The sequence below is a fragment of the Phenylobacterium sp. genome (genome assembly GCF_004299445.1).
Taxonomy (GTDB): Bacteria; Pseudomonadota; Alphaproteobacteria; order Caulobacterales; family Caulobacteraceae; genus Phenylobacterium.
In genome coordinates, this window is the sequence record NZ_SCTC01000009.1 from 45399 (window position 1) to 70825 (window position 25427).

The window sequence follows — 25427 nt, forward strand, 5'->3', positions numbered from 1 at the left end:
ATCCCCTCTCAGTGTCCGACCGGTCGAGCCGGTGGGCGTCGCCATCGTCGTCTCCGGGGGCCGCAGATCAACGCGACGGGCCGATGACAGCCGAGCCATGGGAGGGGTGACCAAGAATTGGGCGCGCCACGGACATGGCGCCCCATAATTGGGCAGATCAGCGTTCCGCCGATACCCTAGCGTGCAACAAGCGGCGCGAATCCCAGGTGAGAGCCGGCGTCGACGAGCAGCGTCTCGCCGGTCACGTGGCGCGAATGGGGCGAGGCGAGGAAGACCGCCGACACGGCGATGTCTTCGGCCGTCGAGGCCGCCTTAAGCGGAGTCCCGGCCGCGGCATTCTCACGGACCTTCGCGGCGGCGGCTTCGCCCATACCCTTGCCGAACCACGGTGTGTCGATGAACCCGGGGCAGACCGAGTTGACTCGGATCTTCGGGGCGAGCGCGCGGGCCAGCGAGAGGGTCATAGTGTTGAGCGCGCCCTTGGAGGCCGCATAGGGCACCGACGAGCCGATGCCGGTGACGCCGGCGATCGAGGCGGTCATCACGACAGCGCCGGGACGGGGGCCGGCCTCCAGCAGGGCCCGGCAGGCGCGAACCATCTGATACGGGCCGATCACGTTGACGGCGTAGAGCTTGTGGAAATCGTCGGCGGAGACGCCCTCAAGGTTCGCGTGGTTGTTGAAGGTCGTCGTGCCGGCATTGTTGAACAGCGCGTCGATGCGACCGTAAGGCTCGGCGGCGGCGGCGATCCTGCGGCAGTCATCGTCGTTGGCGACGTCGCCCTGGACGAGGACCGTCTCGGCGCCGTGGGCCTGGCACAGGCGAGCCGTCTCCTCGGCGTCGTCCTTGTTGCGCGCATAGTTGATGACCACGACCCTGGCGCCGCGGGAGGCCACCTCAACCGCGACGGCCCGGCCGAGGCCGGTCGACGAACCCGTCACCACCACCACGAAGTCCTGATAGTCGCCTTGAGCCATCGCGCGTCCTCCCGTTCGCTTCGTTGTTTGCAGGCGTACTAGCCGCTAAACGCCAGGACATGGAAGAGACGCATCTCACGCAGCTGGGCCGCGACGTGCGGGGCTTTGACAGTCCCGAGACCGCGGTTCTGGAACGCGTGCCCAATCCGCACCCCGGCACGACCTATCTGGTGCGCTTCACCGCGCCAGAATTCACGTCGCTCTGTCCGGTGACCGGTCAGCCTGACTTCGCCCACATGGTGATCGACTATGCGCCGGCCGATTGGCTGGTCGAGTCGAAGTCGCTGAAGCTGTACCTGGGCGCTTTCCGCAATCACGGCGCCTTCCATGAGGACTGCACGGTGGCGATCGGCCGGCGGCTGGTGGCGGAACTGTCGCCGGCATGGCTGCGGATCGGCGGCTACTGGTACCCGCGCGGCGGCATCCCGATCGACGTGTTCTGGCAGACCGGGCCGGCGCCCGCTGGCCTCTGGTTGCCGGACCAGGGCGTCGCGCCGTACCGCGGTCGCGGCTGAACATGCCGGCCGAGGCTGCAAGCGGGATACACTTGTGTGACGGCCGAAATACTGCGCCATGGCAAGCAAACGGTGAAGCTTTAGGACGTGTCGTCCAGCAAACCGGCATAGGGCATCCTGTCCAACTCGCAGGCGCCTTACTCTCGCGAGAGGCGAAATCGGCGGCGACTGCTGCAACCGCGCCCCTGCGGGCTTCCCAAAAGCTGGGGAGAGGCCTATACCTGACTTGCCCAATCTCTCCTCGGGCGTGTCACCTCAGGCCGGACGGCGCGACGCGTCGCCCGGCCGCCGTGTTTCTGAGGATGACGTGTTTCTGAGGATGACGTTGGAGGCGGAGCTCAGGCCGTCCAGCGGGTGACGAGCGGGGTGAGTCCCGGGCGTTCACGCTCCAACGGGGGTTCGCGGGGAGTCCCCAGCAGCATGACGCCGGCCACGCGTTCGCCTTCCTTCACGCCCAGGATCTCGCAGGCCTCGGCGTCGTAGCTGTACCAGTCGGTGATCCAGTTGGCGCCGAAGCCCATGGCGAGCGCGGCGTACAGCAGGTTGGTGCAGACGGCGCCGGCCGACAAAATCTGCTCCCACTCCGGGATCGACGCACCAGGGCGGGGCGACGAAATCACCACCACGGCCATGGGCGGGGTGCGCAGCTTAATCAGCTTGGCGGCCAGTTGCGGGTCGCCCTTGCGACCGGCGAGCTGCTCCAGGCTCTGGACCAGGTCGGCCTTGCCGTCGCCGTCCAGGATCACGAAGCGCCAGGGGGCCAGCTTGCCATGGTCGGGCACGCGCGCGGCCAGGCGCAGAAGGTCGGCGAGCTGGGTCTCGCTGGGGGCTGGCGCGGCCAGTGTGACGGCCGACGTCGAGCGCCGCAGCGCCAGGAATTCGAGCACCTGGGGCGCCGCGGCGAACGGGAGAGCGTCGCCGAACGACGGCGGGGACGGGAGACTGTAGGGCAATGGGGGTCCCGGCGTTTAAGGATACCGATACGAGCCCTTCTTTATGGGGGCGGACACGCGAACCGCAAGGCGAGGGAGCCAAGATGGGTGGCAAGCCGGCCTGGCTCCGGTCGCACGGGAGGCCCTGGATTCGGGGCGCCGCGACGCCGGTGTTCGACAACCCCTGGATCTCGGTCACCCAGTATGCGGCGACGGCGCCCACCGGCAATCCGGCCACGTATGGCCTCGTGAGCTTCAAGAACTACGCCGTGGCGATTCTGCCGCTGTTCGACGACGGCACGACACTCCTGGTGGGCCAGCACCGCTTTCCGCTGGGCGACTACAGTTGGGAGATACCCGAGGGCGGCGGCGCCCTGGACGCCGACCCGCTCGAGAGCGCTCGGCGAGAACTGGCCGAGGAGACCGGGCTACAGGCGGCAGAGTGGCGCGAGATCCTGCAGGTGGAGCTTTCGAACTCGGTGAGCGACGAGCGCGCCTTCGGCTACCTGGCGACCGGGCTGTCGATCGCGGACGAGGTCCACCATGCCGACGACACCGAGTCGCTGGAGAAGGTCCGCGTTCCGTTCGGCGAGGCCCTGGACGCCGCCCTTTCCGGCGACCTGAAGGACGTACTGACAGTGGCGATGCTGCTGAAGGTCTCCCATATGGCGAGGGAAGGGCATTTGGCGCCTGCGCTTGCGCGCGCCATATTGGGCTGAGGGAGATGACCCTATGGGTCGGGAGGAACTGATGAGCCAGCGCCTGGAGGTGGTGAACCCCAAAGCGCCGCCGCCCGTTTGGGCCGCGCTTCGTAACGAGGCGTACGCCGCCGCCAAGAACGAGGCGGCCCTGGCCAGCCTGCTGGCCGCCGTGATCCTCAATCACGACACCCTGGGAGATGCGCTGAGCTATCAGCTGGCGCGCAAGCTGGGCGATCAGGAGCTGCGGGCCATGAGCCTGCGCGACACCATCGAGGAAGCCTATGACGGCGACCCGTCGCTGGTGGAGATCGCCGAGGCGGACCTCAAGGCGGTGTTCGAGCGCGACCCGGCCTGCAAGGGCTATGTCCAGCCTTTCCTCTTCTTCAAGGGCTTCCTGGCGCTGCAGACCCATCGGGTCGCACACTGGCTCTATGGCGAGGGCCGCCAGACGCTGGCGTTCTATCTGCAGAGCCGCAGCAGCGAGCTGTTCCAGGTCGATATCAATCCGGCCACGCGCATCGGCCGCGGCGTGTTCGTCGACCACGGCACCGGCATCGTGATCGGCGAAACCGCGGTGATCGGCGACGATGTCTCGATGCTGCAGGGCGTCACCCTGGGCGGCACAGGCGCGGAGCAGGGCGATCGCCACCCGAAAGTGGGCAAGGGCGTGCTGCTGGGCGCCGGCGCGAAGGTGCTGGGCAACATCAAGATCGGCGACTACGCGAAGGTCGCGTCGGGCTCAGTGGTGCTGAAGGACGTGCCGGCGGGCTGCACGGCGGCAGGCGTGCCCGCGCGCCTCGTGAACTGCCCGACCTGCGAGGAGCCGGCGCGCAGCATGGACCACACCCTGGCCGAGGCTGTGTACGACTACGTCATCTGAGGTTTCGCCGCCGCGCGGGTTTCTGTAGGTTCGCGCCGAAACTGACCTCGAGGAGCGTTCGCGTGGACGAAAGAGCTATCCGCAAGATCGAAGGCCATCTGCGCGGGACCTTCGCCAACGCGCGGATCACGCTGATGCCCCGTCCGAAGCAGAAGGACAGCGCCGAGGTCTACGTCGGCGAGGAGTTCATCGGCGTGGTGTTCGAGGACGAGGACGGCGACGGTTCGTACGTCTTCAACATGTCGATCCTGGCCGAAGACCTGCCGTAGCCGCCCAGAGCGCAAAGCGCTCACGACTTGAAGCGGCGAGCCTCTCGGCCCCATCAGGTTGAGCCAACCTGATCGGAGAGGCTCTAGCGGATCTGAACGACCTCCAGCGTGCCTGCGGGCGCCGGCCGGATCGGCGGCGCCGGCTGGGTCGTGTCCAGCCACTGGGCCCAGTGCTCACGCGGCAGGATCACGATCTGGCGGTCGTGGTAGGGCGCGATGTCGGGTCCGGGCGGGCAGGTGAGCAGGGTGAAGCGGTCGTCGCGGATCAGTCCGGCCACGCCCAGGAACGGCTGGCCGGCCGGGGTGAACCGCCATTTCGACTTGGGCGCCTTGGGGCCCGTGAACTCGAAGAAGGCGTCGATCGGGACCAGGCAACGCCCCTTTGCAAAGCTGCGGTCGTCCGAGCGGAAATTGATGATGGGCCCGCGGGGGCCTGGAAAACCCCATCGCATCTGCTGCAGGTGGGCCCCGCCGTCACGCCCGGTGACGATGAAGCTGGGGTCGGTAGGGCGGATCGAGGGGCGCGGCTCCATGTTGGGCGCGCCGCCGTCCCAGGCCAGCGACAGGTCCAGCTGGGCGAACTCCTTGAGCAGCTCGTCGAGCGACCGCTCCTGGGCGTATTCGTTGCACATGGGTTGACAATAAATCTACAGAAGACCCGGCGCCAAGCGCCGTAGGAAATATGCGGTCAGGCCGCGCCGCGGATGATCCGGCGCGCCTGGAAGGGTGGGATGATGGCGGTGATGTGGGCCGCCCAGCGCAGCCTGGCGTCGCGCCGCATGGGGCCTGCGACGCTCTCGAGATCGTAGACGCCGGCGCGGGAGCCGCGGAGCAGGCGCTTGACCAGCACCTCGTCGGTATCGGTCTCGACGATCACCACCTGGCCCAGCATGTCGGGGGTCGGCGCGGTGCGCTGGTCCTCGAAGTAAATCAGAGCGCCGTCGTCGGCCAGGCCGCGCATCGAATGGCCCACCACCTTGAGGGCGCGGGCGCGGTCGGTGCCGCCCGGGGGCACGGGTGTGAGCTCGGCGGGATCCTGGCCCAGGGCGTAGAGGACCGTGCCGTCAGGATTGGCGCCCACCTGGCCGATCACAGGCACGAACCCCACGGGCGTCGTGGGCGCCATCGCACCGGCGGCGTCGTAGAGCCATTCGGCGCTGACCCCGAAGGCGGCCGCGTATTCCTTGGCGCGGCGATAGGAGAAGGGCGCGTTGCCGTTCTCGTTCGAGGCGAAGGTGTTGCGGCTCCAGCCGTGCGCATCCGCCGCCGCGGCGGCGGTTTCGAAGCCCCTGTCGATGCGGGCCTGCCTGAGCCGTTCGGCGCGACCGTCCATGACTGTAGATTACATGCTGACCCACTTGACTCAAGAAGGTGTAGAAAATATACAGCACGTATGGCGAACATCGAAGTTCTCAACTATTCCGTGCTCCGTTGCGGCGGGGCTTCCCAGGGGCGAGCCTGCGCAGAACTGGGCGTCAGTTCCGGACGTGGGTTGGTGCTGGAGGCGTCGTTTCTCCGGCGCGACCCCGACGCCGTGCGGCCACGGTTCGCGCGGCACGCGCGGCACGTGAAGGCGGCGCTGGCGGCGGGCGGCTTCCCGGTGCTGAAGCGATGAGCGGGGCCCAGGACGCCGCGGCGGTGGTGGCGGGCGAGCTCAGCCGGCGCAAGCCCGGGGAGCGGGGGCGGTTCCTGCGCGAGCTGCTGGCCCACTCGGCCGCCGGCCTGGTGGTCATCGAAGGCGAGGCCGAGGCCTCGGAAGCGGTCTACCGGCTGGCCGACGCGGTGGTGGCGCGAGGGCTGGCGCGATGAGGGATCGCAAGGCGAAGGACCCGACGCTCAAGGCGCAGCGGGCGGCGCGCAACCGGCTGGTCCGGCTGGAACAGCAGGCCAGGGCGCGGGCCGAGTCGGCGGCGGTGGCCGATGGCGTCGCCGAGACGGTGGCGCTGTCGCGAGCCCGGGGTGCGGCCGTGGTCGGGCCCGAGCCGGGCCGCCGTGCCCCGCGCGACACGCCTTACAGGCGGCTGAACGGACTGGACTGGCTGGCGGCCAAGGGGCGCATCAGCGAGGAGGCCAAGGCGGCGGGCGAGCGCTATGGCTGGGTCTACCGACGTGTGAAGCTGGAGAAGTCCATCCCCTCGACCCTGGATGTGCGGGTGCGCGGGCCCTTCGTGCCGCCGGCGCTGGAGGATGTGCTGGCGCACGGCGAGGCGACCGACGCGGCGCGCAGGCGGCTGGCGGAGTTCCGTCGGAGGCTCTCGGGGCACCCCGACCTGGTGGCGGCCTGCGACGCGATCTGCGGCGAGGAGCAGACACCGCGAGAGGCGGCAGGAGGCGAGCGTGACGCCGGGCGACTGGAAGCGGTTCTGAAGGTGGCCCTGGAGTTGCTGGCGATGAGCTGAGGCGTTCGGCCGACCGGCGGCGCCGGTTGCTGACAGCGTGGACGCCGCTAGAGTCGCCCCCGAGAGGGGTAAGTCGAATGACCATCAGGATGGGACTGGCGCTGATCGGCGCGATCGCCTTGCTGGCGGTCGCGCCGGCAAGGGCCCAAACGCCGTCGGCCTACCGGGTGGTGCACGGCTGGCCGGTGCTGCCGGAAGGCCGGATCCTGGGTTCCGCGGCGGGCGTCGGGGTCAATTCGAAGGGCGAAGTTCTGGTCTTCCACCGGGCCGGCCGCACCTGGTCCGAGCCGCTGCCGCTGGATGCGATCAAGGCGCCGACGGTGGCGGTGTTCGACGCGGCGACGGGCCGCTTCCTGAGAGAGTGGGGCGCCGGCGCGTTTGCGATGCCTCATGGGCTGAGCGTGGACGCACAGGACAACGTGTGGCTGACCGACGTGGCGCTGCAGCAGCTCTTCAAGTTCAGTCCCGACGGAACGCTGCTGATGACGCTGGGCGAGCGTGGGGTCGCGGGGGCCGATGCGGGCCACTTCAACCGACCGACCGACGTCGCGGTGTTGCCCGACGGATCATTCCTGGTGAGCGACGGCTATCGCAACACCCGGGTCGCGAAGTTCGCCGCCGACGGCCGATTCCTGTCCCAATGGGGGCGGCCGGGCAGGGGCGAGGGCCAGTTCAACACGCCGCACGCGATTGCGGTGGACGCGAAGGGCCAGGTGTATGTGGCCGATCGGCAGAACGATCGGGTCCAGGTGTTCGACGGGGAGGGCCGTTTCCTGCGGCAGCTCAAGGGGCCCGAGGCCGGGCGACCCTATTCGGTGGCGGTCCTGGCCGACGGCGGCGTCGCGATCGCCGACGGCGGGGAGCAGCCGGCAAGCGGGCCGGATCGCTCGGGCGTGGCGATCCTGGACGCCGAGGGACGCGTGCGGCAGCGCCTGGGCCGGTTCGGCAATCAAGACGGTCAGTTCCGGATGGCGCACGACCTGGCGGTGGACGCTAACGGTGCGCTCTACGTCGTGGATATCACCGGGCAGCGCGTCCAGAAGTTCGAGCCGGCGCGGTAGGGCGATGTTGTTCTTATTTTGTTCTTGACATTCGCGCGCGAATTTGAGAGAGTTCTGTCAGAGTTGATCAGTGCGTCCGGAGAGCCTCGGCTCGTCAGGACGTCAGGGGCCGGCGACGCCGTAGCGGTCGAAGAGGGCTTGCAGGTCGTTGCGGCTCCGGGGTGTTTGCAGCGCGAGCATCAGGAGGATGCGGGCCTTTGCGGGCGTGAGCTCGCGGCCTGCGATCGTGCCCAGGGCGTCGTCGCTCAGGTCGCCCGTCGCGGCCGGGTTGTACCAGATGTCGCCGACCCCCTGCCGGGCGGTGCGGACGACGGGGATGCCGGCGGCGGTGAGCTCCTTGACCGCCTGGCGCGCCCCGGCCGAGAGGGATCCGGCGCCGACACCTGCGATTACCAGGGCCCGGGCGCCGGACGCGGCGGCGCGGATGTCTTCCGCCCGAACGCCGGCATAGCCGTAGGCGATCGCGACGCGGGGCAGGGTGTCGCCCTTGACCGGGAGCGCCGCGTCATGGGGCTCGGCTTGGGCGAAGAAGCGCGGGCGTTCGGTGAGCACGTCGCCGATCGGGCCGCGGCTAGGGGCCGCGAAGGCGTTCACGCGCCGCACGTCGAACTTGGTGACCGAGCGCGGGTCGAAGATCGTGTCGTTCATGACCACCATCGCGCCGCGGTTGCGCGCGTCGTCGGCGGTGGCGACGCGCACGGCGTCGAGCAGGTTCTGGGGGCCGTCGGCCGACACGGCGGTTCCCGGGCGCATCGATCCGACCACGACGACGGGCTTGGTCGAGGGCGTCGCGAGACTGAGGAAGTAGGCGGTCTCCTCCAGGGTGTCGGTGCCATGGGTGATGATGACGCCCGAGACCTGCGGATCGGCGAGCGCGACCTGGATGCGGTCCAGGAGCTTCCGCCATATGGCCTCGTCGACGTCGTAGCTGCCGACGTTGGCGATCTGCTCGGCGGTGACGTTGGCCACGTCGCCCAGGCCCGGAACCGCGCGCAGGATGTCGCCGATGGGCACAACACCGGCCCGATAGCTGGCGCCCGGCCCTTGGCCCGCGCCGGCGATCGTGCCGCCCGTGGCAAGCAGGCGGACGGTCTTGGTTGGCGGGACGGTCGGCGCCGGAACAGGCGGCGTCTGGGCCTGGGCCCCGGCGGCGGCCGCGAGCAGACAGACCACAGCCAGTGCGGCGACAGGTTTCGGCATTGGCGCCCCCTTGAACCCCTCAGGCGGCTGTAGGGGATCGCGCCCGGAATGTCTCGCGCGGCGCTGGCCCGTCAGCCGCCTGCCAGTCCGGCGACCCAGGCTTTGGTGGCCTCGCAGGCATCCATGGCGCGCCGGTAGCCATCGCGATCTGTGGTGCGGGCGACGTAGGCCTGTTCGAGGCCGGTCAGGACGGCGTTGCCGGTGCGCTGGGCCAGTTGCAGGGCGTAGGTGACGGAGATATCGGCCGCGGAGAACGCCTCGCCCGCCATGTAGGGCGCGTGGGCGAGCTGGCGGGCCACGAGGCGGCGGCGGCTCTCGAAGGTGGACTGCGCCTTGCGGGCCGTCCAGTTGTCGCGCTCAGCCTCGGGCGCGAGCATGTTGGTGACGATCACGAAGAAGGTGGAGGCGGCGAGGCCCGCTTCGCCCAGGTGCAGGAACTGCTGGTAGGCGGGGAAGGCGGGGTCGTGCGGGGCGGGCGCCAGCGGCGTGGGGCCGTAGCGGGCCATCAGGTATTCCATGATGGCGATGGACTCGACCATGGTCGTCTCGCCGTCACGGAGCGCGGGAATGAAGCCGGACGGGTTGATGGCCAGGAACTCGGAATCGTTCTCGACGCCGGCCAGCATGTCGACCGGGCGGAGGCGATAGGGCAGGCCCATCTCCTCCAGCAGCCAGACGACCCGAAACCCGCGGCCTTCGCCGAAGACGGTGATCATGGGGGCGGCTCCTACGCGACTGAGGCGCAGGAGCCTGCCTTACTGGTACGAAAATGCAACCGGTCGGGGGTTGCGCGTGCGGCAACACGCGATGCTGCCAGACGTGGCGGCCGGGTCTTGGCCAGAGGCCAATGGATCAGGCGGCGCCTTGGAGCGGGGCGCTTCGACGGCGCAGCATCACGCCGGCGACGCCGAGGCCCAGGATCATCACGGCCCACCTCGCCGGCTCGGGTACGGCCAGGGTGTCGGTGACGGTCAACCGGGCCTTCCCGGAGAAGAAGCCGCTGCTGCTGCCGAAAACCGTCCCGGCGAAGACACCCGGGGTTCGGATGTAGTCGGTGGAGAACGTGTTGGGCATGAAGACGAACGTGCTGCTGGAGTATACGGCGCTTCCGTCCGCGATGGATCCGCCGGCGTTGGAGAACCCGAACCCGCCAATTTTGTTGGTTCCCGCGTTCTGGACGCTGTAGCCAAGCGACGTCGGCAGGGGATCTCCCGCCAGCGGGCTCATGCCGGTGACCGTGATGTAGTCCGGCGTCTCCAGCACCAGGCTGAAATCGGCGAAAGAACGCGAAGGACCATCGAAGCTGAAAAGATCAAAGAAGTCGAACGCATAGCGGACAGTCGCGTTCGCCGAACCTGCCAGCGTCACCGACAGAAGGAGGCCTGCCGCCAGGCGGCCCAGGTATCGAAGCGTCATGTTGTTGCACCCCAGTTCACCGGCGCTTTGCGCGCCTTGCGGACCCATCGCCCGGGGCCTTCACGCGCTCAACTGTAGAAAAATGACACATGCGGGACGCCGCCTCCCTTGACACGCGTCCCGGCGCACGACGGGTTCGGCGGCGTATGGACATCACAGTGCAGGAGGTCGCGGCCCTTCGCGCGCGACCGCGTTTTCGTACCGCCGTCGAGACCTATGCGGCCGCCAATCTCGACGGCTACCGCGCCCGTCCCTTGATCGAGCGCTGGATGGTCAGCGACATGGGACGCTCTTCGATCTCGGGCGCAATATCGGTCCTTGAGGGGCAAGGCCGTCTGACCCCTGCCGCCCTGATGGCCTCTCGGCCGGTCACCGGCGGCGAGGTCAGTCGCGGCCGTGTGCGCGCCTACCTGCAGCGGGCCATCGCCAACGACCTGATCCTCGCGCCCCCCGGGCCCCTTGCTCCGGATACGGTGCTGACCACGTCGCCGCGATTTCGGGCGACCATGAAGCTCATTCTGAGGGTGACCCTCGAGGCCGCGGCAAGCTTTTGGCCCGCTGTCGCCCCGGCGCTCGACCGCATGGAGGACGAGGCGTTCTACCAACGCGTGTCGCGAGGTCTCGGGAAAATCGTGGTCGAGCGCGCCGACCTGTTCCCCATCGAACGGCCGCTGTGGCTGTTCCATGGCCGCGACGGCGGCGGGCGAATGCTGGAAGACCTGATCAGCCGCCAGCGCCCCGACCGCCAACGGCTCCTGGATGACTGCGAGGTCACCCACTCGGCGCTGGCGCGGGCGAGCCATTGTTCGCGCGCCCACGTCATTCAGCTGCTCATCGACGGGGAGGCCCAGGGCCTGCTTCGCCGCGAAGGCCGCAAGCTCATCGTCGCGCCCGAGCTCTCGGAGGACGCCGAGCGCTTTTACGCGGCCATCTTCGCCGCAGCGGCGGCGGCTGCCGTCGCTGCGTTGGCCTGAGCGCGCAGGGGGCTCCCGCCGCACGTCTGGGGTTTGGCCGGGCGGACGCCCGCACCGCCGACGAGGGCCCCTGATCGATCGAACTGGCAACCGGCCGGGCCCAATGCGCCCGGCGAGGCCGTGTCGTGAAGAGTGGCCATCGAACGTCAGCTCGGGCGCTGATACAGCCGGAAGCGGAGGTCCGACGATGCAGCGCACCGCGACATGTCTGTGCGGCCAAGCCAGCGTCACGGTCACCGGCGAGCCGGTGCTGGTGACGGCGTGCAACTGCACCTGCTGCCAACGACGGTCCGGAAGCGTGTTTTCGGTCGCGTCGCGCTGGAATGTGGAGCAGATCGCCTCCCGTCGCGGCGAGCTCTCCAGTTTCGAGAGGGTGGGGTCTTCCGGAGGCCAGGTCAGAACGTCCTTCTGTCCGAACTGCGGCTCGACCATCGTCACCCACCTTGACGCGATGCCAGATGTCATCGGGATCCCGGTCGGAGCCTTTGCCGATCCCAGATTTCCGCCGCCGCAGGTCGTCGTCTGGTGTGACGAGCAGGCGGAATGGATGGAGTTTCCCGAGGGGATGGTGCGTCTGTCGGACCAAAGCCAGCCGGTCAGGCCGGGCTGAGGGTCGGCGGAACGTCGGTAGAGGGGCATCGCCTGGGTCGGCTGTCGGTCCCCCTGCCGCCGCTTCGCGGGGAGTTGAGGGACGACCAGGGCTCAACCGTGCCAGCCGGAAGCGACCTCGGCAAGCCAACTTAACTTGCGTTGAAGGGGCCTTCATCCGGCGCGATCTGGCCGCTCGCGACGGGAGGGATTTCGATGAGCGTGGGTGCGGCCAATCCGGAGCTGGCGGCTTCAAACATCATGAGGACGACGCCTGAGAACCAGGCAGCGACGTTTCGCAACCAGGACCAGATCTGGCCGCACCGGGTGATCCGGCGGGGCGGCGCGGCGCGGCCGCTGCCGCCGCACGCGCGGCCGCTCGCGGAGCCGGCCTATGCGGTCGGGCAGGCGATGGTGGGCCTCGACGACTTCATGGCGCGGCGGCGCACGGCCGGGTTTCTGATCATGAAGAACGGCGAGATCGCGCTGGAGCGCTACGGCATGGGCAGCGGCCCGGAGAGCCGATGGGCGAGCTTTTCGACGGCGAAGTCGATGACGGCGACGCTGGTCGGCGCGGCGCTGCACGACGGCGCGATCGGCAGCCTGGACGACACATGCGACCGCTATCTGCCGCAGTTGCGAGGGTCGGCCTACGAGGGCGTGACGCTGCGCAACATCCTGCGGATGGCCTCGGGCGTGGCCTGGGACGAGGGGCCCGGTTCCGATGGACCCGACCTGGGGCGCCTGGGCCGGGCGATGGCCGACCGGCGGCCAGAGGCCATTCTGGATCTGCTGCGCACCTTGCCGCGGGCTGCGCCGCAGGGCGCGGTGTTCAACTACGCGACCGGGGACAGCGTGCTGCTCGGGGCCATGGTCCGGGCCGCCATAGGCCGCCCGCTGGCCGACTATTTCGCGGAGACCGTCTGGGGGCCGGCGGGCATGGAGGCGGACGGGCTTTGGCAGTTGGAGTCCGACGAGGGCCTGGAGCTGGGCGGCTTTGGGGTCAGCGCCCGACTGCGTGACATCGGCCGCTTCGGCCTGCTGGTGCTGGAGGACGGCAAGGCGTGGGGCGGCCGTCAGGTCCTGCCGACCGGCTGGCGCGACCTTGCCGGCCAGCCCGATTGTGGGGCGACGGCGTTCGGTCGGCTGATGGCCGGCAGTCCGGCGGGTTACGGCTACCACTGGTGGGCGCTGCCGGGGGCGCCGTTCGCGGACGGCCTCCACGCCGGCGCGTTCCTGGCCCTGGGGGCGTTCGGACAGCGGATCTACATCAACCCGACCGAGCGGGTGGTGGTCGTGATCCAAAGCGCGTGGCGGCAGCCGAGCGACGCGGAGGCCGAGGCCGAGACCGTGGCGTTGCTGCGGACCCTGGTGCGCGCGTTGCGGACGGAGGCGGCGTCGTAAGGCGGGCAGGGAGAGCTTGCGGCCTCAGGCCCGAGCCGACACCCCTGTTCGGCTTTGGCCGGACGGGCGCTAAGGTCGACGAACTGACACCCCGCGCCACGGAACCTGGCTCATGACCGAACCGTCTGAACTGCTCGCCCGCGCCCGGGCCTTCGCCGGTGAGGTCGCGCCGCGCAGCGCCGAGATCGAGGCGGCCGGACGAATTCCGGCGGATGTCTCGAAGGCGATGGGGGAGGCGGGGTTCTACCGGCTGTACGTGCGGGCGCCGTTCGGGGGGTACGAGGTTTCGCCGCGGCTGGGCGCCGAGGTCGTGGAGGCGATCGCCACAGGGGACTCGGCCTGCGCCTGGGTGACGTTCATCGCCATCACCACGAGCCTGGCGTTCGGGCGGCTGTCGGACGAGGCGGTGGCGGCCATCATGAGCCGCCCCGATGCGCTGGCCACGGGCGTCTTCGCCGCGAACGGCCGCGCCGAGCGGGCGCCGGGCGGCTTCCGGGTGACGGGCCGGTGGGACTGGGGCTCGGGCTCGCCCAACGCCGACTGGATCGGCGGCGGCTGTGCGATCTACGAGGACGGTCAGCCCGTGACCAACTCGGCCGGGACGCCGCGCAACCACATGCTGTTCTTCCGCCGCGACCAGGTGACCTCGCTGGATACCTGGGACGCCTTCGGCCTGAAGGGGACGGGGAGCACGGCGTTCGAAGTGCGCGACGTCTTCGTCGAGGAGCGGTTCGCGGCGGGCGTGCAGGTGAAGGCGCCGCCGGACATTCCGCTCTATCGCTTCCCGCCCTTCTCGCCGCTGGCGCAGGGGATCGGCGCGGTGGCGCTGGGCATCGGACGCGCGGCGATCGACGAGGCAGTCCGGGTGGTGAAGGAGAAGCGCCGCGGCGGCTCGTCGGCCCCATTGGCTGAGCGGCCGCACACGCAGCTGGAGGTGGCGCGGGCCGAGGCCAGGCTGAGGTCGGCGCGGGCGTTCTTCTACGAGACCATCGACGCCGGCTGGACGGCGGCGCAGGAGCCGGGACCGGTGGACGTGTCGCACAGCCGCGACATGCGCCTGGCGGTGGCGCATGCGGTGACCGAGGCGCGGGCGGTGGTGGACGCCATGTACACGCTGGCGGGCGGGACCTCGGTCTATGCGGCCTCGTCGCTGCAGCGCCGGCTGCGGGACATTCACGTCGCCACCCAGCACTTCATGGTTTCGCCGAACGTGATGGAGACGGCCGGCCGGCTTTACCTGGACCTGCCGACAAATACCGCCGGGTTCTGACCTGGGCGGGCGGCCCGCCTCGTCAGCACCGCGCCACCTTGGAATCTGGAGCGTGCCCGGCTCGTGAGTCGTCGCGATCAGCGTCATTTCGGACCAGGGCGACGAGGGCGGTCTCGAGTTGGTGGGCCGTGAAAGGTTTGGCGAGGGAGGGGACGTCGCCGAACCCGGGCGGGATGGCCGTTCGGCCGGCGCCCGTGGCGAAGACGAACGGCACCTCGCGAGCCATGAGCATATGGGCGACGCGGAAGGCCTTCTCGTCGCCCAGGTTGACGTCGACAACGGCCAAGTCGAGCTCATGGAACTCGGCCGCCGCCAGTGCGCGTGCAAGGCCCGGCGCGACATCGACGATCACGCAACCCAGGTCGGCCAGCATTTCGGTCATCGCCAAGGCGAACAGCCCGTCGTCTTCGACGATCAAGGCCCGATAGCCCCGCAAGGGACGCGCGGGAATAGACATCACGAACGCTCGTTTCAGGCGCCGCGCGGATGGCGGCGGTCGCTGCGCGCAGCTCCGGCTACGCCACGCGGGGGAGGGAATGCGTCATGGCGCGGGCCGGTTCCGAGGGCAGTCAGGCCGATGTCCCGCCGTAGCGTCTGGCGCGGCGGCGGCGCTCGCGGGCGCCGGCGCTGAGACGCCAGCCCAGGATGATGCGGCCGCGCCAGGGCACGACGACCTGGGCGCCCGTGTGCCGTTCCTGGCCGGGCAGGCAGGCGCCGACGCGGATCGGGGCGTCGAGGTCTTCGAGGATTTCAGGCTGGAAGGTCTCGCTGACAGACAGGGCCATGGCCTGGATGCGCGCGACATCGCGGTCGCTGAGGTAGCGGCGCAGGCGGGGCGGGCGAGGTGTCATGACGGAACAAAAGACGAACATAGAAGGTGATGCAAGGAGAACCGTAGTGGCAAAGGTTGGACGAGGGCTGCCGGCCCCGAAATCGAAGCGGCGGGTGAAGTACGGGCCGAACGTGGTGCGGCTCGTGTGCGAGGATCTGGCGAGCGGCATGACCTACAACGAGGTCACGCAGGGCCGGGGGCGGCCCAGTCATTCCAGCCTCTATGAGTGGCGGCGCCGGTATCCCGAGTTCGCCGAGGCGACCGATGCAGCCCGGGCCTTTGGCGCGGAAGTGTGCGGTGACCGGGCCCTGGAGGTCGCCGAGCAGGCGACCGAGGAGACCGTCCGCAAGGCGAAGCTGGAGGTGGACACATTGGTGCATCGCGCGGCTGTGCTGGCCCCCGAGCGGTGGGGTGGTCGGGGCGCCGGCCTCCGCAGGGCCGAGCCGATCGAGGTCGTGTTCAGCGTCAGGCGGTTCGAGAAGGTGGTCGGTCCAGACGGCCGGGTCTGTGTCCGCGAAATCAAGCCGGAAGGCGAGGTCTGATGGCGAAGGTCGAGGTGACCCTGCCGATCGACTGGGAGCCGCGGCCGCACCAGGCAGACCTGTGGGACGCCTTGGTGGGAGGCGTAAAGCGCGCCGACGTCGTGGCCCATCGGCGCTGGGGCAAGGATGAGGTGGCGCTGCACTGGGCCGCCTGGGCGGCGCAGGATCGGGTGGGCGGCTACTGGCACCTGTTGCCCGAGGCCAACCAGGGCCGGAGGGCGATCTGGGACGCGGTCAATCCGCACACGGGGCGACGCCGGATCGAGGAAGCGTTCCCGTCGATCATGCAGCCGCGGTTCAAGGACAGCGACATGATGGTGGAGCTGGGCAACGGCTCGACATGGCAGGTGGCCGGTTCGGACAACTACGACAGACTGGTGGGCGCTTCGGTGGCGGGCGTGGTGCTGTCCGAATGGGCGCTGGCCAAGCCGGACGCCTGGTCACATTTGCGACCGATGCTGCTGGAGAACGACGGGTGGGCGCTGTTCCTGTGGACGCCGCGGGGGCGGAACCACGCAACGCGGGCCTTCGAGGCGCGACGGCAGCGCGCAAACTGGTTCTGCCAGAAGTCTCCGGCCACCGAGACAGGCGTGTTCACCCCGGGCCAGCTGGCTATCGAGAAGGCCGAGCTGGTGGCCGAGCTGGGGTCGGAGGAAGAGGGGCACGCGCGGTTCGCGTCGGAGTATCTGGTGGATTTCGACGCCGCGGCGCCCGGCGCCTACTACGCCAGCGCGCTGGGGGAGGCCGAACGCGCCGGGCGAATCGGGCGCGTGCCAGTGGACCCGTCGCTTCGCGTCGACACCGCGTGGGACCTGGGGATCGACGACTACACGGCCATCTGGTTCTTCCAGCAGGCGGGGCGCGAGGTTCGCGTGGTCGACTACTTCGAAACCAACGGCCAGGGGCTGGACCAGATCGTGCGCCAGGCCATCGCGGCCCGGCCCTATACGTGGGGCAGCCATCATCTGCCGCATGATGTGATGGTGCGCGAGCTGGCGACGGGACGGTCGCGGTACGAGACGCTGGGGTCGCTGGGGTTGTCGCGGATCGTGGTCGGGGCGGCGGCCGACCCCGAGGAGCGGGTGAACGCGGCGCGGCTGATGATCCCCATGTGCTGGTTCGACGCCGAGCGATGCGCGCAGGGGTTGGAGCGTCTGCGCGCCTATCGCAAGCGTTGGAGCCGGGCGACCATGACCTATGGCGGGCCGCTGCACGACCACGCCAGCCATGGCGCGGACGCGTTCGGCGAGTTCGCGCTCAATCGCCTGGGCGCGGGCCGCGGCGCAGGCGGCGAGGGCGAGCCGCGGGCGACGCGGCGGGCCCATGGCGGCGGGTTGTCCTGGATGGGCTAGCGGCCTGCGGCGGGAGGGCGCGCGACGTTAACGACCTGGGTTGAAGGCGCGTTAGGCATGGCGGGCGCACAAGGGGGTGTCGGGGGCGCTCGCAGGGTTAAGGCGAATGCCGAATTTCATTCACGAACTGCTGCTGCTGGTCGAGGCGCGGCCGTTGACGAGCGTGGGCGTCGCGATCGGCGCCGTCCTCTACATGCGCTTGATGCTGTCAGGGCCGCGATCGTACTGACCACGCCGGCTTTCATCGCGATCTTCCGATGCAACCTACGGCCCCGCTCCGTGTTGGGGGAGGGCTCTCGAAGCAGGAGGAGATCCCCATGAGTGGTGTTGGAATAATCGGCGCGATCATCATCGGCATTCTGGCCGGGTTCATCGCGGAAAAGGTGATGCGGCGGAACCACGGGCTGCTCACGAACCTGCTGGTCGGCGTGGTCGGCGCGTTCCTGGGCAGCTTCCTCGCCACGACCCTGGGCATCGGCACGGGCTCCGGTCTCATCCCGAGCCTGCTCGTCGCTACGGTGGGTGCGATCCTGCTGCTGTTCATCGTCGGGTTCTTCCGTCGCCGGTCGGCCTGATCCGCGCGGGTTGCCAGACGCCATAGCAAGGCGGTTGACTCTGAAAATTACAGCTGTAGCAATATGAATGCTACAGCTGTAAAAAAGGAGATCGACCGATGCAGCGTCTGAACCTGAAGACCCTGGTCCTGGGCTGCGCCGTCGCGCTGGCGACGGGCGCCGCCCAGGCGCAGGAAGCGGCGAAATGCGCCGGCTGCGCGGAGGACGGGCTGACCCTCGTACCCCCCGCGGAGCGATTGACGTTGGGCGGCGTGTTCGCTGACGCCTCGCTGGAGGTGCAGGTGATCCTCGCTCTGCTGATCGCGGCGGCCCTGTCGTCGCTGGTGATCTGGGGCCTCAGCTTGCCGAAGGTGGGCAAGGGCGACGCCCGGGCGTTGGCCGGCGCGCTGGGCCGGCTGAGAATCGTCCGGTCGGGCGGAGCGCCGCTGGGGGCGCTGGGGGCGAGCTACGTGCTGTTCGCCGGCTTCGTCGGTCTCGCCAACGTGCGCCCGACGCCAAGCATCGGCGTATTGGCGCCGGGCTGGGCCGAGGCGGCGCTGGCGCTCATGCTTGGCCTGCTGGCCACCACGGTGGGGGTGCTGTGCGAGCGCCACCTCGAAGCGCGGATCCGCGGAGCGGCGGCTTAAAGACGCCATGGCCATGCGCATCACCGAAGCGGAAATGCGGGTGATGGAGACGGTCTGGGCGGCGGGGTCCGATGGACTTTCCGCCGCCGACCTGCTGGGCGCCGTCCTGCCCCAGACGGGTTGGAGCGAGAGCACCTGCCGTACGCTGATCCACCGGCTGATGCTGAAGGGCGCGCTGGCCTCGACCCGGGCGCCCGGCGGCGGGGCTTCGTATTCGGCGCAGCTGACGCGTGACGCCTGGCTGACGGCCGAGAGCCAGGGCGTGGTCGATCGGCTGTTCGGCGGCCAGGTGGCGGCGATGGTGGCCCATGTCACCCACGAGCGACGACCGTCGCCCGACGACCTGGCGCGGCTGCGGCGGCTGGTGGCGGATCTGGACGCCGACGAAGACGACTAGCGGCGCCATTCCGCGGATCGCGCGTTCTGAGGTCATGAACCTCGAGAAGACCTTCACGCGACTCGCAAACCTCGTGGCCCACGCCGCCGGCCGGCCACTGACCTTCGCCATCTGCGTCGCGCTGGTGCTGGCGTGGGCCGCGACGGGGCCGGTGTTCAAGTTCTCAGAGACCTGGCAACTCGTGATCAACACCGGCACGACCATCGTGACCTTCCTGATGGTGTTCCTGATCCAGAACACCCAGAACCGGGACAGCCTGGCGATCCAGGCGAAGCTGGACGACCTGATCCTGACGTCCGATGCTGAAGACGCCTTTGTCGGCATCGAGAAGATGACCGACAAGCAGCTCGAGACCCTGCAGCGCAAGTGCGAGGCCCGCGCCCGGGCGCATGCGGACGCGCACGAACACGTCAAGAAGGTCGTCGCCGCGCGGGGCGCCAAGTCGCCCCCGCCGACGGCGCGGGGGAAGTCGAACAGAACGCGCGCGCGAGCGCGGCGGAAGACGTCTTGATGTTCGTGGTTTGTTCTTGACATTTGCGCGCGAATTTGAGAGAGTTCTGTCAGAGTTGATCAGTGCGTCCGGAGGTGGATGCGGCGGGGCGGCCCAGGGGGCGGCGGCCCGGGACTGATCGGTGCGGCCGCGCCGGCCTGAGGGCGGGCGGTCTGGTTCAGTGACATTCGATGCGGCGTATGGAGCCGCCTTCACCCGCCGGGCCTGGCCCGCGCGGGCTTCTTCCTGACGCTTCGCCGGCAGGTCGAGTTGGCCGAGCTCCGCGATGATCTGAGACCTTGGAGGACGGGATGGCGACATTTCTCGACGACGACTTGCCGAGGGACGAATGGCAGAAGCGTCGAGGTCTGCAGGTCGGGAGCGGCGACCCCAATGGCGGCATCGATCCCGCCGCGCCGACCTGGGTGCTGAATGATGGGATGCCGTCGGCGGAGTGGCAGCGTGTTCGTGCGCAACGGGCGGTAGGTGCGAAGCCGGTCGCTGCGCCTGCGACGTATTCGAAGCGGGACGCCGCCCGGGATCTGGGCGCGGGGACGCTCCTCGACCAGATCGGGATCGGAGAGCAGAAGGGTCGTACGCCGAGCTATGACGTGACCTACGGCTTCGGGGCCTTTGTGCCAGAAGGCTCCAAGAAGCTCACGGACATGACGTTTCGCGAGGTCGCGGCGCTTCAGAAGGAGATGCTGCGCCGTCAAGCCGGGGCCGATCTGCGCAGCTCCGCCGTCGGCAAGTACCAGTTCCTCCAAGGCGAGGCCGAGCGGCTGAGGGTCAAACTGGGACTGAAAGAAACAGATCGCTTCACAGCCGGCGTCCAGGACATGATGGCGCGCGAGATCCTCGCCGAGAAGGGATATGGCGACTTCCTAACGGGGAAGATCGACGGGCCGACGTTCCAAGCGCGCATCGCGCCGAAGTGGTCGTCCATCCCGGAGCCCAGTACCGGGAAGTCTAGGCACGATCAGCCGCTCGGAATGACGACCCAAGACATGCAGAGGGTCTTGGCGAAGAGCCGGCTGGAAGCCCAGGAGCGCATAACGACGTTCAACGCCGATCCTTACGCGCGCCGCTGGCGATGACGGCGTCATAGGGGATGTCGTCGAGCGTGGCCTTCTCGATCCCGTTGACGCGGATGCCGCGAAAGTCGGCGGGAAAGACCGACGTGTTGTCTTCGCCAGACGTATGGACGATCAGCAGCTGCCCGTCGGACCGCCGACGGAACAGAAACATGCAGTGCTGCATCCAGCCCCCCACGCCGCACGCCACTATCTCCTTGTAGGTCTGGCAGAACAGCGTGTCGTAGGGGCAGGGCGCCAGGTGGCCGGGCCGCGGTTCGACGGGGACGGGATCGACGCCCGAGAGGATGAGGCGTCCGCGGGCTTCGGGGTATGGCGTGTTCTTGGGAATCGCCGGTAGCGGCTCCGCGAAAGGTGCGCGATGCGACGCAGGCTCCGCCGCGCTGGGGTCCGCGGCGCAGAGTGAAATCACCAGGGCAAGGGCCGTGAGCCGCATGTGACGGATCCGTGTGATGCGGCCGCAGAATAGCGAACCTCGGGCCTCGGCGCCACGAACAATGTTCGTGATTTGTTCTTGACATTTGCGGGCAGTTATATACTTGTTGGAACACGAATCGAAACGGCCTACAAACTGCCCCGCGTGACAGGCCGGTGTTCTGAAAAGGAAATAACTGCCCTCAGATGTTGAGGACAGGAGATGGCCGAAGAGGCCAACAGGATCGAACTGGCGGGCGAAGTCCGCCTCAGCGCGGAGAGCGTTCGATCTCTGCTGACAGAAGGCTTGCTTTTTTCAGGTCTGCTACCCGCGCGACCGGATCGCGGGGCATTAGATCTAGCAGTGCGAGAGCTAGTTCAGGTTCTCGTACAGGCTTCGCCTGACCGAGGCAGACGACAATGACTTGGTTAAGATAGAAGAAGTTCAGCGCTGCGTTTCTAATTCCCTTGTGCGACAAGCGTTGAGCGTTTGTGCCGATAGAGATTTGGAACACAAAGTCGGGGTCTTCTTCTTCTGTGAGGCGGGTGTCGAATAGGTTCATCATGTGCCGCTCGTGGGCGAGCGTGTTGCGGGTGTCGCTGTAGGCCACGGCGCGATTGATGATGCCGGTGAGGAAATCTCGACCGGCCGGGATGGTCTTAGCGAACGGTACGCAGGCCCGGAGCATCGCGGCTCGCGACCGGAAACTGTTGGCGGAATAGTAGACGGCGCCCGCTACTTCAGGTGTCAGGCCGCCAACAACTACAAGGATGGAGCCGAGGCTGCGTTCTAGCTCGACCCAGGCCGCCATCGCCCGCCCATAGGTTTTGTAGAACTCGCCGTCGTGGTCATCTAAGGTTTTGTCCGCCATGACCGATAAGCCCCCCAAGGAAGAACCTGGCGCTCAAGAGCGCTTTGACCGCGGCATCGCGAACGCACTGAAGATGCCGCCGAAGCCGCACAAGCCGACCGCTAAGGGTGCGGCGAAGTCCAAGCGAGATACGAAATGACGATGGCGCCGATAGCGATGGGAATGGCGATAATCGCCGCTATTGCGGCGGCCCATGCGGCATTCTTCGCGCTCCGAGCAATTGCCAAGCTTTCGCGGTTGGAGCGCTCGCTGCGGGTGTCATTGAGGGCATCTAGCCAACCCTGAGCCCACTTCGTCCGGCGCTCGTTCCAAGCGCCACGGGCGAGAATGCGCTTAACTTGCTCCTCGCCCATCTCGTCCAGCGACTTCAGGAAGCCGTCGTGCTCGTCTGCCACTCTGGCTACCGTCGCCTATCAGTGACGGCTTGAGTTTCCCAAACCTCAGCGTTGGCGGACTGCTGCATGATCTCGATGCCCCGCTCGCAGTCTTCTCGCCGCTTATAGCCCTCGCCGCTGTCGGCGATGATCTTCGTGTTCGACGCTTGGTAGTGCCACCGATACTCGCCGGCGCCGTCGATGTAGATCAGGAACGAAGGAAACGGACGTGTCGCCATGATGATCCCCCCTGAGCGGTGCTGGTCCTTCGACTACACGCTGGACGGCTCCCGCTACTCTCTCGACGTCGTCGCGACGTCGCAGGGCGAAGCTACTGCCAAGGTTGCGGCGATGGCAAATGCAAGCTTCAGGGGCGAGATTGCGCCTTCGCCTGCCTTCGCTTCGACTGAAGCTTTCGCGCCTTCTGCTTACGCGTGCGCGGCTTCACCAGTCCGCCGATAGGTCAGGCGCTTACCGGTCGCGGCCTTCAGCATCGCGTCGGCGCGCATGGCATCGGTGAAGCCCAGATCGGCGCGGGTGTTGTAGCGAAAGTCGAACTCGCTGAGGTAGCGGTTCAGGTGGGCTTCGCTGACGTGGTGGTACACGCCGTACACACCGCGCTTCAGGATCGAGAAGTAGTTCTCGACCGTGTTGGAGTGATGGAAGCCCGCGCGGACGTACTCGCCAGCGGCGTGATCGACCGACGAGTGAGCGGCGAATTCCTTGCCCACCTTGGGGTACATGCGGGCGCCATCGGTCATCAGGTGCGAAGCGCGGCTGACGTTCTGCACGATGATGGGGCGAAGGGTCTTCGCGGTGACGCGGGGCACATGGAACGAACGGGCGTGGCCGTCACGCTCGACCAGCGTCAGCACGGCTTGCTTGCCACCGAACACGTCCATCTTCGCCGCACGCTTGTTGCGGTGCTTATTCTTCTCCTTGCCGCCCATGTAGGTTTCGTCGGCTTCCACGACCTTGCCTTCGCCACCGAGGCCACCTTCAGCGGGCATGTTCATCGCTTCGCGGATGCGGTGCGCCATGAACCAAGCCGACTTGTAGGTGATGCCCAGCGAGCGGTGCAGCTGGTGCGCCGAGACGCCCTTCTTGGCCGACGCCATGAGCCGAAACGCGAGCATCCACTTCGCCAGACCGATGTGCGAGCGCTCGAACACCGTGCCGACCGTGACCGTGAACTTCGTGCGGCATGACTTGCAGATGTACGTGCCGGGGCGCGTGGAAGCGCCCTTCAGTTCCGTGACCTTCTCAGCCTCGCCGCAGTGAGGGCAGTACGCGCCATCGGGCCAGCGCTGCGCTTCAAGGTGAAGGCGGGCGGCTTCGTCGTCGTGGAAGATTTTGTCGGTGAGATTCATGGGCTTGTCCTTCGCCCCATTTTCTACACCGTCAGGCTTGTTCCATCAAGTATATAAGTGCCCATTTGCGCGCGAATTTGAGAGAGTTCTGTCAGAGTTGATCAGTGCGTCCGGAGGTGGATGCGGCGGGGCGGCCCAGGGGGCGGCGGCCTGGGACTGATCGGTGCGGACGCGCCGGCCTGAGGGACGGGCGGTCTGCTTCAGTGACATTCGATGCGGCGCTTCGGCGCCGCCTTCACCCGCCGGGCCTGGCCCGTCGCGGGCCTTAACGCATGGGGCCAAGCCATTGTCTGACGACGATATTCTGGAGGAGGCCCGTGAGGCCTTTCAGCTGGCGGCGGACGCCGAGGCGGAGAACCGGCGCGAGGCGCAGGACGACCTGAGGTTCGCCCGCCTGGGCGAGCAATGGCCCGAGCGGGTGCGGCGCGAGCGGGATCTGGAGGGTCGCCCATGCCTGACGATCAATCGTTTGCCCGCCTTCATCCGTCAGGTCGTGAATGATGCGAGGCTGGAAGAGCTCACGGCTACGCAGCATCGCGAGATCGACAACCGGCCGCCGCCTGAGGTGGTGGCCACGCTGCGCACCACAGCCGCGCGCATGGAAGAGGTGCGCCGGATCCTGGGAGATCGCGTGATCTCGGTCTCCAGCGGCTATCGATGTCCGGAGCTGAATCGGGCCGTCGGCGGCGCGCGGACCTCGGCGCATCTGACCGGGCATGCGGTCGACTTCAACTGCTACGGATTTGGCGCGCCGGTCGACGTCTGTCGGGCTGTCGCCGGCTCGAGCCTCGCTTTCGACCAACTGATCGAAGAAGGATCGTGGGTCCACCTGTCGTTCGATCCCAGACTGCGGCGGCAGGTGATGACCAAGGCGCCTGGCGGCCGTTACGAACTGGGGCTGCGGCTGTGACGCCGCGGCTGACGGCAGGCGTGATCGGCGCCGCGATCCTAGCGACCGGCGCCACCGCGCTTTACTGGAAGGGCCGCCTCGAGGGCGCGGCGCGTGAAAGGCCGAAGCTCGAAGCCGCGCGCGCGCAGGCCACGATCGCCGGACTTGAGACGCGGGGCGAGCGGGAAAGCGCCGCGCGCGTGGACGCCGCGATCCGCACCCGGGTCGCTGCGACCCGCTCGATCATCCGGATCACCCAAGATGCTCAGACCTCGGAGGATGCCCATGCGCCCCTTGCCCCGTCTCGCGCTGCTCGCCTGCGCGCTCACGACGACCAGCTGTGCCTCGCGGCTCCAGGCCTCGCCGGCTGCGCCGCAGCTAGAGATGCCGACCGAAGCGCGGCAACCCTGCGAACTGCACCGCCTGCCGCCGGTCCCGACGCAGGCTGACCTGGAAGTGGGCTATGCCGCGCGGGGCGCTCAGATCGTGGCCTGCGATTCTGCGCGGCGGCTGGCGGTCGACACGCTGGACGCCGAGCACGCGCTGGAGGAAGAGGCGCGCAGGCGTCGGCGCTAGGCGTTCAGGTCGTATCGTGTGGCGCGCGAACCCCACGGGCCAGGTTCGTGAGGTAGGCCGCGACGTCAGACGGCCACGTCGCGAACACCTCATCCAGGCTCGCGTGGTCGTTGGCGAACAGGGCGCGGGTGGCCTCCTCGAAGCCCGGGAGGTCGCCCGCGAGTGCGGACATGACCCGGTACAGCGCTTCCCGAGCCTCGCGTGCGCTTTCGACGGTGACAGTGCTTCGCCGTGCGTCCTCCACCAGCCGGCGCAGCGCCGCTGAAGCCCCGCCCGGCTGACGCGACAGCCAATCCCAGTGGCGGGGCAGGAGGGTCACCTCTCGGGCCACAACGCCAAGCCTGGGGCGCCCGCGTCCCGGACGACGGGCGGCGACGTCTTCCCTGGCCGTGCGGGCCTGATACTCCGCCACCGCGCCCTGCGATCCGTGGCGTAGGT

General features: G+C 68.4%; 37 protein-coding genes. 22 read left to right on the forward strand and 15 right to left on the reverse strand.

All coding sequences use genetic code 11. The features are described from left to right. Positions 1-176 precede the first annotated feature (176 nt). A complete protein-coding gene (locus EPN98_RS03480; RefSeq protein WP_293360376.1) occupies positions 177-977 on the reverse strand; it encodes an SDR family NAD(P)-dependent oxidoreductase in 801 nt (266 codons plus the stop codon). 59 nt (positions 978-1036) lie between these two features. Between EPN98_RS03480 and queF the strand changes: the two genes are divergently transcribed. Next, the gene (queF, locus tag EPN98_RS03485) at positions 1037-1492 is read left to right on the forward strand and encodes a preQ(1) synthase (protein WP_293360379.1); all 456 of its coding nucleotides are present in this window, start codon (positions 1037-1039) and stop codon (positions 1490-1492) included. A 338-nt stretch (positions 1493-1830) separates the two neighbouring features. Here the strand turns inward: queF and EPN98_RS03490 are convergent, their stop codons facing one another. After that, the gene (locus EPN98_RS03490) at positions 1831-2445 is read right to left on the reverse strand and encodes a nitroreductase (protein ID WP_293360381.1); all 615 of its coding nucleotides are present in this window, start codon (positions 2443-2445) and stop codon (positions 1831-1833) included. 83 nt (positions 2446-2528) lie between these two features. On the opposite strand from EPN98_RS03490, the gene EPN98_RS03495 reads away from it, so the two are divergent. The 3 genes from EPN98_RS03495 (at position 2529) to EPN98_RS03505 (ending at position 4274) form a co-directional block, all read left to right on the forward strand. Continuing rightward, a complete protein-coding gene (locus tag EPN98_RS03495) occupies positions 2529-3143 on the forward strand; it encodes an NUDIX hydrolase (RefSeq protein ID WP_293360384.1) in 615 nt (204 codons plus the stop codon). A gap of 31 nt (positions 3144-3174) precedes the next feature. After that, positions 3175-4005, forward strand: coding sequence for a serine O-acetyltransferase (cysE, locus tag EPN98_RS03500; RefSeq protein WP_293360387.1), 831 nt, complete (start codon positions 3175-3177; stop codon positions 4003-4005). 62 nt (positions 4006-4067) lie between these two features. Continuing rightward, positions 4068-4274 (forward strand): DUF3126 family protein, encoded by a 207-nt coding sequence (locus EPN98_RS03505; protein WP_293360389.1) that lies wholly within the window; start codon positions 4068-4070, stop codon positions 4272-4274. A gap of 83 nt (positions 4275-4357) precedes the next feature. Here the strand turns inward: EPN98_RS03505 and EPN98_RS03510 are convergent, their stop codons facing one another. Next, positions 4358-4906: an SOS response-associated peptidase family protein gene (locus EPN98_RS03510; RefSeq protein WP_293360390.1), complete on the reverse strand. Its 549-nt coding sequence runs from the start codon at positions 4904-4906 to the stop codon at positions 4358-4360. Between the two features lie 56 nt (positions 4907-4962). Beyond that, positions 4963-5607, reverse strand: a complete 645-nt coding sequence (locus EPN98_RS03515) for a S24 family peptidase (protein WP_293360392.1) — start codon at positions 5605-5607, stop codon at positions 4963-4965. A gap of 60 nt (positions 5608-5667) precedes the next feature. Between EPN98_RS03515 and EPN98_RS03520 the strand changes: the two genes are divergently transcribed. From EPN98_RS03520 to EPN98_RS03535, 4 genes are all read left to right on the forward strand, one after another. Continuing rightward, positions 5668-5889 carry a hypothetical protein gene (locus EPN98_RS03520; RefSeq protein WP_293360395.1) on the forward strand — a complete coding sequence of 74 codons (222 nt, stop codon included), beginning with the start codon at positions 5668-5670 and terminating at the stop codon, positions 5887-5889. Further along, a complete protein-coding gene (locus EPN98_RS03525; RefSeq protein ID WP_293360397.1) occupies positions 5886-6083 on the forward strand; it encodes a hypothetical protein in 198 nt (65 codons plus the stop codon). Before EPN98_RS03520 ends, EPN98_RS03525 begins: the two co-directional genes overlap by 4 nt. Further along, on the forward strand, positions 6080-6673 hold the full coding sequence (locus tag EPN98_RS03530) for a hypothetical protein (protein ID WP_293360400.1): 594 nt from the start codon (positions 6080-6082) through the stop codon (positions 6671-6673). Before EPN98_RS03525 ends, EPN98_RS03530 begins: the two co-directional genes overlap by 4 nt. A 77-nt stretch (positions 6674-6750) precedes the next feature. Further along, positions 6751-7734, forward strand: coding sequence for a peptidyl-alpha-hydroxyglycine alpha-amidating lyase family protein (locus EPN98_RS03535; protein ID WP_293360403.1), 984 nt, complete (start codon positions 6751-6753; stop codon positions 7732-7734). Positions 7735-7836: 102 nt separating this feature from the next. Here the strand turns inward: EPN98_RS03535 and EPN98_RS03540 are convergent, their stop codons facing one another. From EPN98_RS03540 to EPN98_RS03550, 3 genes are all read right to left on the reverse strand, one after another. Further along, positions 7837-8934 carry an asparaginase gene (locus EPN98_RS03540; RefSeq protein ID WP_293360405.1) on the reverse strand — a complete coding sequence of 366 codons (1098 nt, stop codon included), beginning with the start codon at positions 8932-8934 and terminating at the stop codon, positions 7837-7839. Positions 8935-9005: 71 nt separating this feature from the next. After that, on the reverse strand, positions 9006-9650 hold the full coding sequence (locus tag EPN98_RS03545; RefSeq protein ID WP_293360408.1) for a glutathione S-transferase family protein: 645 nt from the start codon (positions 9648-9650) through the stop codon (positions 9006-9008). A gap of 136 nt (positions 9651-9786) precedes the next feature. Then, a complete protein-coding gene (locus EPN98_RS03550) occupies positions 9787-10350 on the reverse strand; it encodes a PEPxxWA-CTERM sorting domain-containing protein (RefSeq protein ID WP_293360411.1) in 564 nt (187 codons plus the stop codon). A 146-nt stretch (positions 10351-10496) separates the two neighbouring features. On the opposite strand from EPN98_RS03550, the gene EPN98_RS03555 reads away from it, so the two are divergent. From EPN98_RS03555 to EPN98_RS03570, 4 genes are all read left to right on the forward strand, one after another. Beyond that, complete coding sequence (locus tag EPN98_RS03555) at positions 10497-11324, forward strand: hypothetical protein (RefSeq protein WP_293360414.1); 828 nt, start codon at positions 10497-10499, stop codon at positions 11322-11324. A gap of 187 nt (positions 11325-11511) precedes the next feature. After that, positions 11512-11934: a GFA family protein gene (locus EPN98_RS03560; protein ID WP_293360417.1), complete on the forward strand. Its 423-nt coding sequence runs from the start codon at positions 11512-11514 to the stop codon at positions 11932-11934. A 194-nt stretch (positions 11935-12128) separates the two neighbouring features. Then, positions 12129-13316 (forward strand): serine hydrolase, encoded by a 1188-nt coding sequence (locus EPN98_RS03565; protein ID WP_293360420.1) that lies wholly within the window; start codon positions 12129-12131, stop codon positions 13314-13316. Positions 13317-13428: 112 nt separating this feature from the next. Beyond that, entirely contained in the window at positions 13429-14586 is a 1158-nt protein-coding gene (locus EPN98_RS03570; protein WP_293360423.1) for an acyl-CoA dehydrogenase family protein, read from the forward strand. Between the two features lie 22 nt (positions 14587-14608). Here the strand turns inward: EPN98_RS03570 and EPN98_RS03575 are convergent, their stop codons facing one another. Both EPN98_RS03575 and EPN98_RS03580 read right to left on the reverse strand, forming a co-directional pair. Then, complete coding sequence (locus EPN98_RS03575) at positions 14609-15043, reverse strand: response regulator (protein WP_293360426.1); 435 nt, start codon at positions 15041-15043, stop codon at positions 14609-14611. Positions 15044-15155: 112 nt separating this feature from the next. After that, positions 15156-15437, reverse strand: a complete 282-nt coding sequence (locus tag EPN98_RS03580) for a hypothetical protein (protein WP_293360429.1) — start codon at positions 15435-15437, stop codon at positions 15156-15158. A 46-nt stretch (positions 15438-15483) separates the two neighbouring features. Between EPN98_RS03580 and EPN98_RS03585 the strand changes: the two genes are divergently transcribed. The 8 genes from EPN98_RS03585 (at position 15484) to EPN98_RS03620 (ending at position 20497) form a co-directional block, all read left to right on the forward strand. Further along, positions 15484-15960, forward strand: coding sequence for a hypothetical protein (locus EPN98_RS03585; RefSeq protein WP_293360432.1), 477 nt, complete (start codon positions 15484-15486; stop codon positions 15958-15960). Continuing rightward, positions 15960-17312: a hypothetical protein gene (locus tag EPN98_RS03590; protein WP_293360434.1), complete on the forward strand. Its 1353-nt coding sequence runs from the start codon at positions 15960-15962 to the stop codon at positions 17310-17312. The genes EPN98_RS03585 and EPN98_RS03590 overlap by 1 nt, the downstream gene beginning before the upstream one ends. A gap of 106 nt (positions 17313-17418) precedes the next feature. Continuing rightward, positions 17419-17541 carry a hypothetical protein gene (locus EPN98_RS03595; RefSeq protein WP_293360437.1) on the forward strand — a complete coding sequence of 41 codons (123 nt, stop codon included), beginning with the start codon at positions 17419-17421 and terminating at the stop codon, positions 17539-17541. 88 nt (positions 17542-17629) lie between these two features. Continuing rightward, the gene (locus EPN98_RS03600) at positions 17630-17887 is read left to right on the forward strand and encodes a GlsB/YeaQ/YmgE family stress response membrane protein (protein WP_293360439.1); all 258 of its coding nucleotides are present in this window, start codon (positions 17630-17632) and stop codon (positions 17885-17887) included. 98 nt (positions 17888-17985) lie between these two features. After that, positions 17986-18513 carry a hypothetical protein gene (locus EPN98_RS03605; RefSeq protein WP_293360442.1) on the forward strand — a complete coding sequence of 176 codons (528 nt, stop codon included), beginning with the start codon at positions 17986-17988 and terminating at the stop codon, positions 18511-18513. A gap of 7 nt (positions 18514-18520) precedes the next feature. Next, positions 18521-18910, forward strand: a complete 390-nt coding sequence (locus tag EPN98_RS03610) for a BlaI/MecI/CopY family transcriptional regulator (protein ID WP_293360445.1) — start codon at positions 18521-18523, stop codon at positions 18908-18910. A 34-nt stretch (positions 18911-18944) separates the two neighbouring features. Next, the gene (locus EPN98_RS03615) at positions 18945-19421 is read left to right on the forward strand and encodes a low affinity iron permease family protein (protein ID WP_293360448.1); all 477 of its coding nucleotides are present in this window, start codon (positions 18945-18947) and stop codon (positions 19419-19421) included. Between the two features lie 290 nt (positions 19422-19711). Beyond that, complete coding sequence (locus tag EPN98_RS03620; RefSeq protein WP_293360451.1) at positions 19712-20497, forward strand: hypothetical protein; 786 nt, start codon at positions 19712-19714, stop codon at positions 20495-20497. Here the strand turns inward: EPN98_RS03620 and EPN98_RS03625 are convergent. The 5 genes from EPN98_RS03625 to EPN98_RS03645 all read right to left on the reverse strand — a co-directional run bounded on the left by EPN98_RS03625 (position 20463) and on the right by EPN98_RS03645 (position 23524). Then, entirely contained in the window at positions 20463-20930 is a 468-nt protein-coding gene (locus tag EPN98_RS03625) for a hypothetical protein (protein WP_293360454.1), read from the reverse strand. The two genes, EPN98_RS03620 and EPN98_RS03625, sit on opposite strands and share 35 nt — an antisense overlap. 247 nt (positions 20931-21177) lie before the next feature. Next, positions 21178-21780, reverse strand: a complete 603-nt coding sequence (locus EPN98_RS03630) for a hypothetical protein (protein WP_293360456.1) — start codon at positions 21778-21780, stop codon at positions 21178-21180. Positions 21781-21881: 101 nt separating this feature from the next. Beyond that, the gene (locus tag EPN98_RS03635) at positions 21882-22175 is read right to left on the reverse strand and encodes a hypothetical protein (RefSeq protein ID WP_293360459.1); all 294 of its coding nucleotides are present in this window, start codon (positions 22173-22175) and stop codon (positions 21882-21884) included. A 5-nt stretch (positions 22176-22180) separates the two neighbouring features. Beyond that, positions 22181-22393 carry a DUF1508 domain-containing protein gene (locus EPN98_RS03640; RefSeq protein ID WP_293360461.1) on the reverse strand — a complete coding sequence of 71 codons (213 nt, stop codon included), beginning with the start codon at positions 22391-22393 and terminating at the stop codon, positions 22181-22183. Between the two features lie 189 nt (positions 22394-22582). Beyond that, entirely contained in the window at positions 22583-23524 is a 942-nt protein-coding gene (locus EPN98_RS03645; RefSeq protein WP_293360464.1) for an IS1595 family transposase, read from the reverse strand. Between the two features lie 286 nt (positions 23525-23810). On the opposite strand from EPN98_RS03645, the gene EPN98_RS03650 reads away from it, so the two are divergent. Next, the gene (locus EPN98_RS03650) at positions 23811-24434 is read left to right on the forward strand and encodes a D-Ala-D-Ala carboxypeptidase family metallohydrolase (RefSeq protein ID WP_293360466.1); all 624 of its coding nucleotides are present in this window, start codon (positions 23811-23813) and stop codon (positions 24432-24434) included. A gap of 264 nt (positions 24435-24698) precedes the next feature. Continuing rightward, positions 24699-24989 carry a hypothetical protein gene (locus tag EPN98_RS03655; protein WP_293360469.1) on the forward strand — a complete coding sequence of 97 codons (291 nt, stop codon included), beginning with the start codon at positions 24699-24701 and terminating at the stop codon, positions 24987-24989. A gap of 4 nt (positions 24990-24993) precedes the next feature. Here the strand turns inward: EPN98_RS03655 and EPN98_RS03660 are convergent. Further along, positions 24994-25427 (reverse strand): DUF2239 family protein (locus tag EPN98_RS03660; protein WP_293360471.1); only part of this gene is annotated, 434 nt, incomplete at its 5' end.